Below are 15,129 nucleotides of genomic sequence, written 5' to 3'. Positions count from 1 at the left end.
ACAAGGAAAATAGTTATTAATCTTACACAATCAGCGGTTAAGCCGCTCTACTCCAAGACTATCCAATACCTCTGGATACAATTGGTATTCTGCTTCATGAATTCTGGCTTCAAAGCTTTCAAGAGTATCATCACTCAAACGTGGTACTCGTACCTGTTTGATGATTTTTCCTGTATCAATACCACTATCAACCCAATGAACAGTCACTCCTGACTGGCTAACACCTGCTTGCCAAGCATCTAAAATACCATGTGCTCCTGGAAATTCTGGCAAATAAGCTGGGTGAATGTTGATGATTTTTCCTTCGTAAGCATCAAGTAAGGTTGTACTCACAATTTTCATATAGCCGGCAAGGACGATGAGATCAATCTGATGCCGCTGCAGCAATGCCACAAGAGTCTGCTCATAGGCTTGCTTATTCTCAAAGTCCTTTAGTTCAAAGCTGTAGGACAGAACACCCAAAGCACAGGCTCTACTTAAAACATGAGCATCGCAATGATCAGAAAAAACAAAGGCAACCGGAAACTGTTCTGCAATCGTTTGAAAATTGGAGCCATTACCAGAAGCAAAAACGGCAATTCTTGTCATGGCTTCATCACCACACTAGCAACTGTTCTGGTCACAACGCGACCAATGTCATACACAGGCTCATCAAGACAGGCCTTCACCTGCTCAACGTGCTCAGGCTTGACAGCAAGCACCATGCCAATACCCATATTAAAAATCTCAAACATTTCTTCATGATTGATCTTACCATATGTCTCAAGGACTTTAAAAATGGGCAGCACAGGTAAGCTGGCTTCTTCAATTTCAGCGGCTAGTTCTTTGGAAAACATACGAGGTAGGTTTTCAATAAAGCCGCCACCCGTAATATGAGCGATTCCTGCCACTAAGCCGCTTTTAATGAGTGGTAACACAGCCTTGACATAAATACGAGTTGGCTCAAGAAGTACCTCCTTAAGCTTTTTCCCATCAAGCTCTGGAAGCACCTCATCACCAGTATAATCAGCAAAAATACGACGAACCAAGGAATAACCATTTGAATGAATCCCACTTGATGCCAAGCCCAAGAGATGATCTCCCTCAGTCACCCTTGAGCCATCAATCAGCTGAGATTTCTCAGCAATACCAACCGCAAAGCCAGCAAGATCATAGTCCTTTTGGCCATACATACCAGGCATCTCAGCAGTTTCTCCACCAATAAGAGCAACACCTGCTTGAACACAGCCCTCAGCAATACCTGCAACCACCTGCTCTAATTTGGCAGGCTCATTTTTTCCTGCTGCAAGATAATCAAGAAAATACAGGGGTTCGGCACCTGCTGCAATAATATCATTGACACACATCGCCACACAATCCTGACCAATCGTGTCATGCTTATCGTACTGGATTGCAAGCATTAGCTTTGTTCCGACGCCATCTGTCCCTGAAACCAAAACAGGCTCCTTAATAGCGGTCTTTGACAGGTCAAACAGGCCACCAAAGCCTCCTAGACCTCCCATAACACCCAATCGTTTGGTACGCTCTGCATGCTTTTTTATTCGCTCAACAAGCTCATAGCCTGCTTCAACATCAACACCTGATTGAGCATAAGCATTTTTAGACATTTTCTCCTCCTTATTTTAGCTGCCTAGATCATTTATTCTGTGTTAGCCATAAAGTGCTACTTCGTCACCTGATCAATGTGAAAGCTTACCTTTTCTTCTAAGCTCTTGAGATAAGCCTCCTCATAGTCATAAAGCGGCGTTGGATACTGACCGTCAAAATAAGCCACACAAAGCCCACCATTTGGTGCTTTTGTATCAAGTCCAATAGCCTCGATAAACCCATCAAGTGACAAATAAGTCAGGCTATCAGCACCGATAATATCACAGACCTCAGCAGCAGTATGATTAGCTGAAATCAGCTCCCGTCTTGTCTGAATATCAATCCCATAAAAGCAAGGGTATTTGAGCTCAGGGCTACCAATTGCTACATGAACCTCTGTAGCTCCTGCTTCACGCAGCAAATTGACAATGCGTCGTGAGGTTGTCCCTCTGACGATGGAATCATCTACCATCACAACTCTTTTACCCTTGACAACACCCGAAACAGCTGAAAGCTTCATTCGAACTCCCTGCTCACGAAGCTCTTGAGTTGGTTGGATAAAGGTTCGTTGGGTATATTGATTCTTGACCAATCCCATTTCATTTGGCAGGCCTGATGCTTCTGCAAAGCCCATTGCCGCTGATAATGAGGAATTTGGCACACCAACCACAATATCAGCCTCATGCTGAAATTCCTGAGCCAATCTCTTTCCCATTCGCTTGCGAGCGGTGTGAACATTGACTCCAGCAATGGTTGAATCAGGACGCGCAAAGTAAATATATTCCATAGAGCAGATAGCCAGCTGCGTAGTAGTCGTATAGCAGTCATAGGTGATCCCCTGATCATCAATGATAATGACCTCACCTGGCATCACATCGCGAACCCACTTTGCACCGACCACTTCAAAGGCACAGGTTTCACTTGAGACGACCCAAGCCCCATTTTTCATACGGCCTATAGACAACGGCCTAAAGCCGTTTGGATCAAGTGCTGCTATCAGCTGGTGCTCTGTCATCAGCAGGTAAGCAAAGCCACCTTTAACAGTATTGAGTGCCTCTTTTACCTTTCCTAAAAATTCTGGATGATGACTGCGACGAATCAAGTGCATTAGAATTTCTGTATCAGAAGAAGCATTAAAAATAGCTCCCTCACTCTCTAACGCTTTTTTCAATGACATAGCATTAGTCAAATTACCATTGTGGCACAAGCCAAATTGAGCGTCTGTAAAACGGTATAAAAAGGGCTGAATATTATTAATGGAAGCCGTCCCAGCAGTTGCATACCGCACATGACCAATGGCAGCATGTCCCTTTAGCTTATCCAGAGCAGATGGATCCTTAAACACCTCTGACAAGAGACCTACATCACGATGCTGATGAAGCTCCCCACTATCATTTGAAACAATACCTGCTCCCTCTTGACCGCGGTGCTGTAGGCTATGAAGCCCAAAATAAGTCACTTGAGCGGCATGTGGGTGCCCCCAAATACCAAAAACACCACACTCCTCGTTAAGAGATTTTACGTCATATATCATCTTTACCTCTGGGCCAATGCCCTTTTAATTATGATTGTGTCATTAACTAAGCTAGGATCAGCAGCTAGGCTGAGCAATAATACCAGCTATCTTAGACATTGCAAGCTCCTATCCAAGATCAGTTAATGTCCGCATGGTTTCCTCTAAAATAATGCACCGCACTTCGGAATAAGAATTGATCCTTACTGCCCGGAATATTTTGGAAAAGTCCCTCTTCAAAGCGCTCTGAATGTCCCATCTTACCGATAATCTGACCATTTTTGCTGGTAAGACCTTCAATAGCATTGACAGAGCCATTTGGATTATACCTGCTATCCATGCTTGGTTTGCCATCAAGGTCAACATACTGGCTGAAAATCTGACCATTTTCACAAAGCTCTGCTAATTCTCTTTCTGTTACCACAAGCTTGCCCTCTCCATGCGACACTGCAACAGCATGAATATCACCCACCTTGACACCTGCTAGCCAAGGAGAATTGGTATTGGCAATACGCGTTTCTACCATTTTAGCCACATGCTGATTGGCATCATTATAAAACAGAGTTGGACTAGCCTCATGTATAGCCTCAAAACGTCCATATGGCAACAGCCCTGACTTGACCAAAGCTTGAAAGCCATTGCAAATACCGATAATCAAGCCGCCCTTTTCAATAAAGGTGTCAATCGCTGCCCGAACCTTTTCATTCAACAGGATATTAACAATAAATTTAGCCGAACCATCTGGCTCATCTGCCGCTGAAAAACCACCTGCAAGGAAGATAATATGAGCTTGGTGAATATGGTCAACCATCGTGTTAACTGAAGCGTCAATAGCTGCCTCATTCAAGGTAACAAAAGGCACCAAGTTCACCCTTGCGCCCTCTCTTTCAAAGGCCTTAGCCGAATCATATTCTGAGTTAGTTCCTGGAAAAACTGGAATATACACAACTGGCTGAGCTATTTTTTCCTTAAACTGAGCAGCAAGTGCTGTTGTCACTACAGGAACAGGCTGTAAGTCACCTGCCTGCTGAAATACCGTCGGGTAAACCTGCTCCAGGCTCCCTTCAAAAGCCTTTAAGAGACGAGCTCCAGATAGCTTGACATCATTGACAACCAATGTAAAGTCACTAGTGGTCTGACCAAGCTTGATAACACCTGTGATTTCCTCTTTTGATGTAAAGATAAAGCCACCAAGCTGAGCTGTTAAGCTCCTGTCAAGCTCTGCCAAGGTTACACAAGCCCCTAACTGATTACCAAAGGCTGCAAGAGCAAGTGTTTCAATAATACCACCGTATTTAACAGCTGAAGCTGAGCTAATCTTATGCCTTGCCTGAATGGCTGCAAAGCTCCTAAAATTGGATTTGATCAGCTCAAAATCAATCACTTCCGAAATAGCCTGTCCTGGAATATAGTAAATATTCTCGCCAGCAGCTTTAAATTCTGGTGAAAGGATATGATCTACATGAGCAGTCGTCACACCAAAGGCAACCAAGGTCGGCGGCACTGTCAATTCCTCAAAGCTACCAGACATTGAATCCTTACCTCCAATAGAAGGCAAGCCAAGCTGAACCTGTGCTTCAATTGCTCCAAGCAAGGCTGCCACCGGTTGACCAAAGCGCTCTGCCTGCTTATCCATTCTTTGGAAATATTCCTGATATGAAAAGCGTGCCTTATGCCAATGGCTACCTGTTGCAACCAGGCGAGCGGTCGCCTCAATCACAGCATAAGCAGCACCATGATAAGGTGACCATTCGGCTATATAAGGGTGATAGCCTTGAGCGATGACAGAGGCTGTCTTTGTCACTCCATGTTGAACTGGTAATTTCTGAACAGAGCCTTCAACAGGTGTCATTTGATAGCGCCCACCAAGCGGATGTATTACTGTAGAGCGACCCACTGAGCTATCAAATAGTGTTTGCAAACCCTTTTGACTAGCATGGTTCAGGTCTGATAAGACAGCAATGGTATCTGCTTCAAGTGTCTCAGCAGTAGTTTGACGAGCTTCTGGTATTGGCGCACCACTGTCAACAACCTTAGCAGCAACAGACACGCGCACACCATTTGTCTCTAAAAATGAGCGTTCAATATCAACAATCGTCTGCCCATTCCAGGTCATAACAAGATTCGGTTTTTCTGTCACAGCTGCCACAACAGCAGCATGGATATTTTCCTTATGGCAGGCGCTCATAAAGGCCTCTAAATCCTTTGGACAAATCACGACAGCCATACGCTCTTGGGATTCTGAAATGGCAATTTCTGTTCCATTTAGCCCAGCATATTTTAAAGGAATCTTATCTAAGTTAATGTTAAGACCAGCAGCAAGCTCCCCAATGGCTACACAAACACCACCAGCACCAAAATCATTTGACTTTTTGATGAGGCGTGTCACATCGCCACGACGAAAAAGACGTTGGATTTTACGCTCCTCAATGGCATTTCCTTTTTGGACCTCTGCACCAGCTGTTTCTACAGACTCAACTGTCTGAACCTTAGATGATCCTGTCGCACCACCAATACCATCACGTCCTGTTTTCCCACCAAGCAAAACCACCACGTCACCTGTCCTTGGCTTTTCACGAACCACATTTTCCTTGGGTGCAGCACCAACTACCGCACCAAGCTCCATACGTTTGGCAACAAAGCCTGGGTGAAAATACTCACGAACATAAGTAGTCGCTAGCCCAATTTGATTGCCATATGACGAGTAACCATGTGCTGCTTGCCTCGAAATAACCTGCTGTGGTAATTTGCCCTTACGAGTCTCTGACAGCGGGCTTGTAATGTCTCCTGCACCAGAAAGCCGCATGGCTTGATAAACGTAGGAACGGCCTGACAGAGGATCACGAATAGCTCCACCAATACAGGTTGCAGCACCCCCAAAGGGTTCAATTTCTGTTGGGTGATTATGTGTTTCATTTTTAAACATGAGCAGCCAAGGCTCCTTGACACCATCAACATCTACCTCAATTTCCACTGAGCAAGCATTGATTTCATCTGAAACCTCCAAATCCTCTAAACGACCATTAGCTCTTTCATAACGTCCAAAAATGGTAGCCATATCCATAAGCGTTTGAGGCCTTTCAGATCGACCTAGCTCATCACGCATAGCAAGGTAGGTCTCATAGGTAGCTTGGAGCTGCTTTTCAAAATGAGAAGCTGAAAAATCAAGCGTTTTCAGCTCTGTTTCAAAGGTTGTGTGGCGACAATGATCAGACCAATACGTATCCAAAACCCTTAATTCAGTCTCTGTTGGCACTCGCCCCTTTGACTTGAAATAATCCTGAATAAACAGCAGATCCTCCACTTCCATTGCTAGACCCTGCTCAGACTTGTAACGAGCAAAATCTTCCGCTGTATAATCATTAAAAACATCAAGCGTTGGAATCACTTTATCTGCTACTGAAAAATTCTGATCGTCAAGACCGGCTAATATGTCCTTAAACCTAGAATCCACTGGATTTAACAAGTACTGCTTTAAAGTTTCTAATTCTTCAGCAGCAATGTCTTGATTGACCAAATAAAGCTGTGAGGTCAAAACAGTCACATCAGTTGAGGCTCCTAACAACAATAAGGCTTCCTGAGAGCTTGCCGCACGCTGATCAAACTGTCCAGGCAGAGCTTCAATCGCAAAAAAGGCATACCTTTTTAAATCTGCTTGTAAAGCTTCTTCTGACAATACCTGATCAGTGACCTGATCAGAGAAAACATGCTTTATAGCTATTAAAAGCAGCTCCTGATCCAAATGAAACACATCATAAACCTGCACAATACGCAACTCAACCAGTGTCTTTAACTGCAGCTGATGTCTCAATTCCTTTAACAAGGCCTGGGCCTTAATCTGAAAATCAGCCTTCTTTTCAACAAAAATACGTTTATTCATAGTTAATATACCAAGTCCAATCAGAAACCAGCCCAAAATAAGAACTAGCCTGACTCTTTTCTCCAATAGCAGACAGCCTTTCTTAGACAGCAGCTCAAATAGTCTGAACTGATTTATTTTCTTACATGACGGACAAAAAAGAGCTCCCTTTCTTAACTGACAACAAATAAGCTGGTCTTTATTGATCCAATGCTCTTAGCCTTTCTAAAACAGTCTCATAGGCTTGCGTCAAACTGCCAAGCTGACGACGAAAAACGTCCTTATCCATATGACGCCCCGTATGATCCCACAAGCGGCAATTATCCGGAGAAAACTCATCAGCAAGGATAAGCCTTCCCTCCTTATCAAAGCCAAATTCTAGTTTAAAATCAATCAGTGTCAACCCAACACTAGCAAACCACTCCTTCAAATAAGCATTAATACGATGCGTCTCTTGTTTGATGTAGGCTATCTGCTCATCAGTCGCAAGCTTTAAAAAGCTGACATGCTCATCATTAATGAAAGGATCATCTAAAGCGTCATTCTTGTAATAAAGCTCAATAATTGGCTCGTCCAAAGCCTGACCTTCTTTAACACCAAAGCGCTTTGAAAATGAGCCAGCGGCCACGTTTCGTAAAACAACCTCCAAAGGAATAATCGCAACCCTTTTATTTAACTGTTCTGTCTCGGATAATTGCTTAATAAAATGAGTTGATACGCCAACCCTATTTAGCCTATCAAAGATTAAGGCAGAAATCTGATTATTAAGGCTCCCTTTTCCTTCAATCATTTCCTTATGTGCTCCATTTAGCATAGTGACCTGATCCTTGTAGGAGATTAAGACAATCCCGTCATCGGCTGTTTCATAGATATCCTTTGCCTTACCTGAATAAATGAGTTGATTAGACACTTATTTGTTCGCCTTTCTTTGCATTTGATATCTAAACAATACCACAAACATACTAAATATTCAACATTTATTTACATTTAATATAAAATAAACTTATAATGTTCGTTTTTCGGAAACAAAAAAGAGCTGGTGCTCTTTTAAAACTATTTAGCTTTGGTTTAAACGCTTGACCAAATAATTTAGCATATCTCCCATAGATACCATGCCATCAACATCTTCATCAGGAATATCAATACCAAATTCATCTTCGATATTAATAACAAACTCTACCAGCTCAATCGAATCTATTCCTAAATCATCCTTTAGTGCTGTTTTTTCTGTAATATCAAAGTCTATACGACTTCTTTGCTTCTTGATTAATGCGATGATTTTCTCTAAAATAACTTCCTCAGTCATTTACATCACTCTCCTTAGAAAACTCCTTAACTAATTGGCTAACTACATCTGTTTCTAGCATCGTACGAACCTGCTTGATGGTATGAAAAATAGCCTTGGCATCACTAGAACCATGTGATTTCACAAGAGGTGCTTTAAGGCCAAACAATACAGCCCCGCCCGCACTAGAATAATCTAAAGTATGCTTTAAGTCATAAAGACTTCCCTTCAATAAAAGAGCTCCAAGCTTTGCCTTGACACCACCTGCTGCTATAGCTGATTTCAATTGTCCCATAATACTCATAGCAGTGCCTTCAATCGACTTCAAAACAGCATTTCCTGTAAAGCCATCTGCTACCACAACATCTGCCACGCCAGACATCAAATCTCTTGCCTCAACATTCCCAATAAACTGTAGGCTGCTGTCTGAAGCTAAAAAATTATAGACCTCCTTGCGAAGAGAATCACCCTTAGTTGCCTCAGTACCATTATTAAGCAAGCCAATCCGAGGCTTGGCAATACCACGCACATGTTTTGCATAAAAAGAGCCTAAAATAGCATATTGGTGTAAATGCTCTGCTGTGTTTTCAGCATTGGCACCCAAATCTAACATGTCAAAGCCTGAACCATCAACTGTTGGTAGAGTTGATAGCAAACCAGGACGATCCACTCCCTTGATACGACCAATAATAAACAAACCAGCAGCTAACAAGGCGCCTGTATTACCTGCCGAAAGAACTGCATCAGCCCGACCATCCTTAACTGCCCTTGCAGCTAAAACCATAGAAGCATTCTTCTTACGACGAATAGCCTTTGCTGGCTCATCATCAGAATTAATTTTTTCATCTGTATGAACAATGGACACACGATCTGATTTAACCAAGTAAGACTCAATCCTTGATTGATCGCCATAAAGCTGAATCTCAATATCTGAAAAGACCTCTATCGCCTGATTAACACCCTCAACAATAGCTTTAGGGGCATGATCACCACCCATAGCGTCTATTGCAATTTTTTTCATTTTTGCTCCTTTAATCCTATTTTTCTTAACGAAAAATATCCTAGAGAATAACGTAACTATTATAGCATATTCCCCAGACAATTCCCATAAAAGGACAAATCCACACCTGAATAGCTCACAAGCCCTGCTTGTTTTTCATAATATCTCCCCACTTAGCCAAATCATCAATAAAAACCTTACTTTTTAGACGAATACCGACATAATCCTCATACAAGGCATCAATAAAAAGACGAAGCTTTTTTTTCATACCAGTATTCACAGAAATAGTCCTTAGCTCATCAATATTAATCGTTTGAAAGCGATTAAGCAAATAAATCACATTGGGATCCAAGCCATATCGCCCCTCATCCTCATGGTAGTGCTGCGGACAAAGAACACCTGAATACTTATGCGAAAAATCAAAGGGCAGATTGGTTCTGTGGCAAAAAACACAATCATGAAAATTCATTCTCACCCCAAAACGATCCAAAATCTGGATCTCAAGGATATTCGTTAAAATGTCATAATCTAGCCCTTCTTCCATCAAATCAAGTGTCTTTTTCAAAAAAGCAAACAAATGAGGATCAGGCTCATTATCTGAAATAGCCGCATCAGCCAGAGCCAAGACATAACTAGCATAAGATAGCCTAAAAAAATCTTCATTAATGTGCCGATAAGCCTCCACCTGATTATAATCCTCTATATAAGAAAGGCTCGAATCATTGATTTTCAAGAGAAAATCAGCAGCTGTTAAAGGCTGAATCACAGGAGCTAGCCTAGAGCGACCGCTATGTTTCACGAAAAACATACGCTTGCCTGCCGCTTCTGTAAATATTTTTACGAGCTTATCATCTTCACGATAATTTTTATTGTACAAGACAATACCAAGTGATCTCTGAATACGCATACATCTCCACAACCAAGCTTCTCAGCTAATACTCATGCCTTTCTTACTAGACTTTAAAGCACCTTAATACAGCTATATTATACCCAAAATCCAGGAAAATTGCATGACTAACACTGGATTTAAGGATCCTAACGACTCTGAGCATAAGAAGCTCAACAGTCACTAGCCATAGCTATATGAATCACAAGGCTAGCTATTTGAACATAGCACCTACATGTGACTTTTTATTATAATAGCTCAGCACCTACCACAAAACATCGCAACACATCTATAACGTTAGATCAAACACTGCTTTGATAGTCAAACAGCCTTTTAAAACACAAAAAAGCCTAAGGCTTACTACCTCAGGCTAACCCGATCACTTCCCTAATTCAAATAGGGGTGACAATGGACGTTTTTCATGGATACGAATGATAGCTTCCGCAATCAAATCTGCAATAGAGATTTGTTCAATCTTATCAATCAGTCTTTCTTCTGGTAAATAGATCGTATCCAAAACAATCAATTTTTCAATCGCTGATTTTTGAATATTATCAAGAGCTGGTCCTGACAGCACTGGGTGAGTACATGACGCATAAACTGCTGTTGCTCCTGCTTCAGCAAGCGCATCAGCGGCATGACAGATAGTGCCAGCAGTATCAATCATATCATCAATCAGAATACATTTTTTACCTTCGACACTACCAATGATGTTCATCACCTCACTGGTATTCATTTTATCAACACTACGACGCTTATCAATAATAGCAATTGGCGTTTGGAGGAATTGTGCCAGCTTACGAGCACGCGTCACACCACCATGATCTGGACTAACAACAACAACGTCATCACCTACTAGACCATGACGATCAAAATAATCAGCAATTAAAGGTGCTCCCATGAGATGATCAACAGGAATATCAAAGAAGCCTTGAATCTGCGCAGCATGTAAATCAACAGTCAATAAACGATCAACACCCGCCACCTCTAGCATATTAGCAACCAATTTAGAGGTAATAGGCTCACGCGAACGAGCCTTACGATCCTGACGAGCATAGCCATAATAAGGCATTACCACAGAAATTTTCTCAGCACTGGCACGCTTTAAAGCATCAACCATAATTAGAATTTCCATTAGGTTATCATTAACAGGCGAGCTTGTTGACTGCAAAATAAAAACATGGTGTCCACGTATTGATTCCTCAATATTGACCTGAATCTCACCATCTGAAAACTGGCGAACCGTAGACTTCCCAAGTTGAATTCCCATCGCAGCAGCAACTTTTTCTGCTAATTCCTTGTTTGACGATAATGCAAACAGCTTTAAATCAGAATAAGACATTTTTTCCTCCAAAGTTTTGATCCTATACCATTTTAACCCTTTTCAATCAATTTTTCAATGGAAATAAAAAGGTAAGAATCCTGATTCTTACCTTTACTTATTTTCTAATTTGGATAAATATACGATACAGCACCTGGGCTAAACCAACCACGATAATTGCCAATAGATTGATTTCCAGCATAGTTGGCTTCCATAACTTGAATCTGTCCACCCTGAACACCTGTTACGTAAGCAACGTGACCATAGCCACCATCATTCCACACAACAACAGAGCCAACCATTGGTGTTCCACCTACACGGAAACCTGCTGCCGCTGCACTTGATGCCCATTGACCACCATTTCCCCAATAATTGCCAACCCAAGGAGCTAAAGCCTTAACTCCCCAAGTACATTGGCCGACAGGGTACGGATTAGAAGGATCATACGCATACGACACCGCTGGTGCTGAAACCATAGCTGCTGGCGCCACAACAGGCTGTGCCTGCGCTGGAGCTGGTGTTGGTACGGCTTGAGTCACTGCTGCTTGAGCTGCCGCTACAGACTGTGCTTGAGCTTGAGCCTGTGCTGCTCTGGCTGCTGCTTCCTGCTCTGCCTGAGCCTTGGCTTGAGCTGCTGCCTGCTCTGCAGCCTCTTTACGGGTAATCAAGCTAGCCTTCTCGTCCTCAGCAGTTGCTAATTGAAGCGCCAAATCTACCTTGGCAACCTCTAAATCTGCTTGTTGAGTCTTTAAAGCTACTTGGTTTGATTCAATTGCTGTAATATTTGAAGCAATTGTATTAATCGCTTCTTGGTTTTCCTGTTGCTTTTCTTCAAGAGAAAGCTTATCAGCCTTTTGCTTTTCCAACATCTGTGCATTGGCTGACACAGCTCTATTAATAGCAACCAAACGAGTAATAACGTCAGAAATTGACTTAGAATTCAAAAGTGCATTGAGGTAACCTAACGTATTTCCCTTTTGAGCACTACGAGCCTGTCCTTTTAACTTTTCATTACGAGCAATAATTTGACTGGCAAGCACTTGAATCTCCTGCTCAAACTGAGCAGATCGCACTTCAAGCTCACCATTTTTAGCGACTAACCTTTCTTGTTCAGATTGTAATGAGCTAACCTGACTTTGCAAAGCCACTACTTGCTTCTTCGCTGCCTGTTGCTCTTTAGTAAGAGTTGAAATAAGTGATTCTTTCTCGGCAATCTTAGCACTTAAATCATCCGCTCCCACTGTAGTTGCTGTTCCAAGGGTCACACCGCTTACAAGAACCGCTGATAGAATTCTTTTTTTCATACTAAAAAAATTACTCCTTTTCGATAAGACACATTATATTCTATCAAAAAATCAAGCGTTTAATGTTACGCATCTGTTACAGTTGTATGTAATAATCAATAAAATTGACTTAATATTAATTTTCTAAAGCAAAACAAAATAAGGAGATTGACGATTAAAGTCGGAGCAAGCTGAAACGTCATTACATAAGGAAAAGTCATATCAGTTAACTGATAGCTGTTTGCCAAAATAAAGCTTGATACATCTACAAGAAACATATAAAGAGTAAAGAAAAGGAAAAATTGTAGCTGACTAATGGAACCAGAAAAGAACCTTAATAGCCCTAGAACGATCATTGTTCCAAAAGGCAAGGCAAGAGACAAAATCCCTATATGATCAAAATAATAATAATCAAACAATAATCCTAAAAGAAGAGAGAAGAAACAAATAACTCCCTTAGATCTAAACGCTACCATAAGGATCAGGAAAAACAGTAAAAAGAGGTGTGATACTACCGAGTAACCCTCAGGTAACATTGAGCTGATCAGGTCTGACACGTGTGCATCAACAAAAAATAAAAGAAAAGGCAAAAGGACTAATAGCTCTGAAGATTTTTTCATATTCACTCTTTTCCAACAACAAGAACATAGTCAAGATTATCAGTATCAGCATACAATTTTATAAAAATACGACGCTTTAGCTTATCAGCAGCATTTTTAAATCCCGTAACCTTTCCAACAGGAATATCTGCCACAGTCTCACCATCTAATCCACTTGTATAAACCTTAGCATCTAATGATATTGAGTCATTAGAATTAAATTCGCTGGCAACTATTGTTTTACTTTCTGATTTAAATGCCTTTAAATTGCCATAAATCACCTTATCCTTATCTACAATTTTAATTGGCAAATCAATATTCTTCCCAGATGTTAACAATTCAACATGAGCAGATGACTGGCTAACAGCTGTAACACGACCAATAAGTCCAAGCTCTGAAGTAACCAAGGACTTCTCCTTAATTTCCCTTTTGCCGCTATCAATGACCAGCGATTTATTCCAGCTATAAGGATTTCTTGATATCATTCTGGCAGCAAATTGATTATTAGGACTATAATTCAACCCTAACAGCTCCTTGAGCTCTCGATTTTCAGATTTTAGCTTGTCAACCTGTAACTGATCCAATTTATAGGACCTAAGCTCCTTTTTTAAATGCTTATTTTCAGAAAAAGCAGACATCAAGCTATCTAATTCCTTTGCACCCTCCTTTATAACAGCAAAAGGCTTAGACATTATAGCATCAATTTTTGTAACGGGATTTCGGATAATCATTGATAAATATGGAGAAATAGCTACTCTAAAAAGAAGAACCAAGGTCAAAGCCAGTAAAGCTAATGATGTTAACCAAAAAAAGAGACGAGATAGGTTAAGCTTTTTCAATAAAATCACCTCTAAAAATAAAAAAACGATTATCATACTGATAATCACCTTTACAATACGGAGAATAAGGGATTCGAACCCTTGCGCCAGTTACCCGACCTAACGATTTAGCAAACCGTCCTCTTCAGCCTCTTGAGTAATTCTCCAAATAATGATGGGCACGAGTGGACTCGAACCACCGACCTCACGCTTATCAGGCGTGCGCTCTAACCACCTGAGCTACGCGCCCAAGCATACTATAGCTTGGGAAAACTATAAAGCGGGTGACGAGAATCGAACTCGCGACGACAGCTTGGAAGGCTGTAGTTTTACCACTAAACTACACCCGCTAAAATGGCGCGAGACGGAATCGAACCGCCGACACATGGAGCTTCAATCCATTGCTCTACCAACTGAGCTACCGAGCCAACCATCATATATCATTAATATAATTGCGGGAGCAGGATTTGAACCTACGACCTTCGGGTTATGAGCCCGACGAGCTACCTAACTGCTCCATCCCGCGATATTCTTTAAAGGAGGATGTGGGATTCGAACCCACGCACGCTGTTACACGCCTGACGGTTTTCAAGACCGTTCCCTTCAGCCGGACTTGGGTAATCCTCCACCATTATGGACCTTGTAGGACTCGAACCTACGACCGCTCGGTTATGAGCCGAGTGCTCTAACCAGTTGAGCTAAAGGTCCAAAGCAATCCAAAAACAAAATAGCGGCGAAGGGGATCGAACCCCCGACCTCCCGGGTATGAACCGGACGCTCTAGCCAGCTGAGCTACACCGCCATCAAACTAATCGGGAAGACAGGATTCGAACCTGCGACACCTTGGTCCCAAACCAAGTACTCTACCAAGCTGAGCTACTTCCCGTAACTATGCACCCTAGAGGAGTCGAACCTCTAACCGCCTGATTCGTAGTCAGGTACTCTATCCAATTGAGCTAAGGGTGCTTTTCCTTATGC

At 41.9% G+C, this 15,129-nt stretch carries 12 protein-coding genes and 10 tRNA genes; all 22 read right to left on the bottom strand.

Going from position 1 to position 15,129, the window contains the following annotated elements; genetic code table 11:
• Positions 1 to 30: 30 nt before the first annotated feature.
• The gene (gene purN, locus I2432_RS00240; protein ID WP_012678772.1) at positions 31 to 588 is read right to left on the bottom strand and encodes a phosphoribosylglycinamide formyltransferase; all 558 of its coding nucleotides are present in this window, start codon (positions 586 to 588) and stop codon (positions 31 to 33) included.
• Positions 585 to 1,607 carry a phosphoribosylformylglycinamidine cyclo-ligase gene (gene purM / locus I2432_RS00235; protein WP_206158866.1) on the bottom strand — a complete coding sequence of 341 codons (1,023 nt, stop codon included), beginning with the start codon at positions 1,605 to 1,607 and terminating at the stop codon, positions 585 to 587. The genes purN and purM overlap by 4 nt, the downstream gene beginning before the upstream one ends.
• A gap of 56 nt (positions 1,608 to 1,663) precedes the next feature.
• Positions 1,664 to 3,121, bottom strand: a complete 1,458-nt coding sequence (purF, locus tag I2432_RS00230) for an amidophosphoribosyltransferase (protein ID WP_206158865.1) — start codon at positions 3,119 to 3,121, stop codon at positions 1,664 to 1,666.
• A gap of 118 nt (positions 3,122 to 3,239) precedes the next feature.
• Positions 3,240 to 6,980, bottom strand: coding sequence for a phosphoribosylformylglycinamidine synthase (locus tag I2432_RS00225; RefSeq protein WP_206158864.1), 3,741 nt, complete (start codon positions 6,978 to 6,980; stop codon positions 3,240 to 3,242).
• 178 nt (positions 6,981 to 7,158) lie between these two features.
• Positions 7,159 to 7,869: a phosphoribosylaminoimidazolesuccinocarboxamide synthase gene (purC, locus tag I2432_RS00220; RefSeq protein WP_206158863.1), complete on the bottom strand. Its 711-nt coding sequence runs from the start codon at positions 7,867 to 7,869 to the stop codon at positions 7,159 to 7,161.
• Positions 7,870 to 8,016: 147 nt separating this feature from the next.
• Positions 8,017 to 8,265: a phosphopantetheine-binding protein gene (locus I2432_RS00215; RefSeq protein ID WP_206158862.1), complete on the bottom strand. Its 249-nt coding sequence runs from the start codon at positions 8,263 to 8,265 to the stop codon at positions 8,017 to 8,019.
• Complete coding sequence (gene plsX / locus I2432_RS00210) at positions 8,258 to 9,265, bottom strand: phosphate acyltransferase PlsX (protein ID WP_206158861.1); 1,008 nt, start codon at positions 9,263 to 9,265, stop codon at positions 8,258 to 8,260. The genes I2432_RS00215 and plsX overlap by 8 nt, the downstream gene beginning before the upstream one ends.
• A gap of 115 nt (positions 9,266 to 9,380) precedes the next feature.
• Positions 9,381 to 10,151, bottom strand: coding sequence for a DNA repair protein RecO (gene recO / locus I2432_RS00205; RefSeq protein WP_206158860.1), 771 nt, complete (start codon positions 10,149 to 10,151; stop codon positions 9,381 to 9,383).
• A gap of 358 nt (positions 10,152 to 10,509) precedes the next feature.
• Positions 10,510 to 11,472 (bottom strand): ribose-phosphate diphosphokinase, encoded by a 963-nt coding sequence (locus I2432_RS00200; RefSeq protein WP_021320231.1) that lies wholly within the window; start codon positions 11,470 to 11,472, stop codon positions 10,510 to 10,512.
• 104 nt (positions 11,473 to 11,576) lie between these two features.
• Positions 11,577 to 12,755, bottom strand: coding sequence for a peptidoglycan hydrolase PcsB (gene pcsB / locus I2432_RS00195; RefSeq protein ID WP_165628003.1), 1,179 nt, complete (start codon positions 12,753 to 12,755; stop codon positions 11,577 to 11,579).
• Positions 12,756 to 12,850: 95 nt separating this feature from the next.
• Positions 12,851 to 13,354 carry a rod shape-determining protein MreD gene (gene mreD, locus I2432_RS00190; RefSeq protein ID WP_012514697.1) on the bottom strand — a complete coding sequence of 168 codons (504 nt, stop codon included), beginning with the start codon at positions 13,352 to 13,354 and terminating at the stop codon, positions 12,851 to 12,853.
• Positions 13,355 to 13,356: 2 nt separating this feature from the next.
• Positions 13,357 to 14,208 (bottom strand): rod shape-determining protein MreC, encoded by an 852-nt coding sequence (locus tag I2432_RS00185; RefSeq protein WP_249093259.1) that lies wholly within the window; start codon positions 14,206 to 14,208, stop codon positions 13,357 to 13,359.
• Positions 14,209 to 14,230: 22 nt separating this feature from the next.
• A tRNA-Ser gene (locus I2432_RS00180) sits at positions 14,231 to 14,318 on the bottom strand.
• A gap of 9 nt (positions 14,319 to 14,327) precedes the next feature.
• Positions 14,328 to 14,401: transfer RNA gene (locus I2432_RS00175), tRNA-Ile, on the bottom strand.
• Between the two features lie 29 nt (positions 14,402 to 14,430).
• Positions 14,431 to 14,501, bottom strand: a tRNA-Gly gene (locus I2432_RS00170).
• Between the two features lie 5 nt (positions 14,502 to 14,506).
• Positions 14,507 to 14,579 (bottom strand) — tRNA-Phe (locus I2432_RS00165).
• Between the two features lie 24 nt (positions 14,580 to 14,603).
• Positions 14,604 to 14,677: transfer RNA gene (locus tag I2432_RS00160), tRNA-Met, on the bottom strand.
• Between the two features lie 11 nt (positions 14,678 to 14,688).
• Positions 14,689 to 14,778, bottom strand: a tRNA-Ser gene (locus I2432_RS00155).
• A gap of 7 nt (positions 14,779 to 14,785) precedes the next feature.
• Positions 14,786 to 14,859, bottom strand: a tRNA-Ile gene (locus I2432_RS00150).
• A gap of 20 nt (positions 14,860 to 14,879) precedes the next feature.
• Positions 14,880 to 14,953 (bottom strand) — tRNA-Met (locus tag I2432_RS00145).
• A gap of 10 nt (positions 14,954 to 14,963) precedes the next feature.
• Positions 14,964 to 15,037: transfer RNA gene (locus I2432_RS00140), tRNA-Pro, on the bottom strand.
• Positions 15,038 to 15,043: 6 nt separating this feature from the next.
• Positions 15,044 to 15,117, bottom strand: a tRNA-Arg gene (locus tag I2432_RS00135).
• Between the last annotated feature and the right edge of the window lie 12 nt (positions 15,118 to 15,129).

Origin of the sequence: Streptococcus equi subsp. zooepidemicus (assembly GCF_015689395.1) — a bacterium.
GTDB classification, from domain to species: Bacteria; Bacillota; Bacilli; order Lactobacillales; family Streptococcaceae; genus Streptococcus; species Streptococcus equi.
This window is presented reverse-complemented; position numbering and strand designations above follow the sequence as displayed.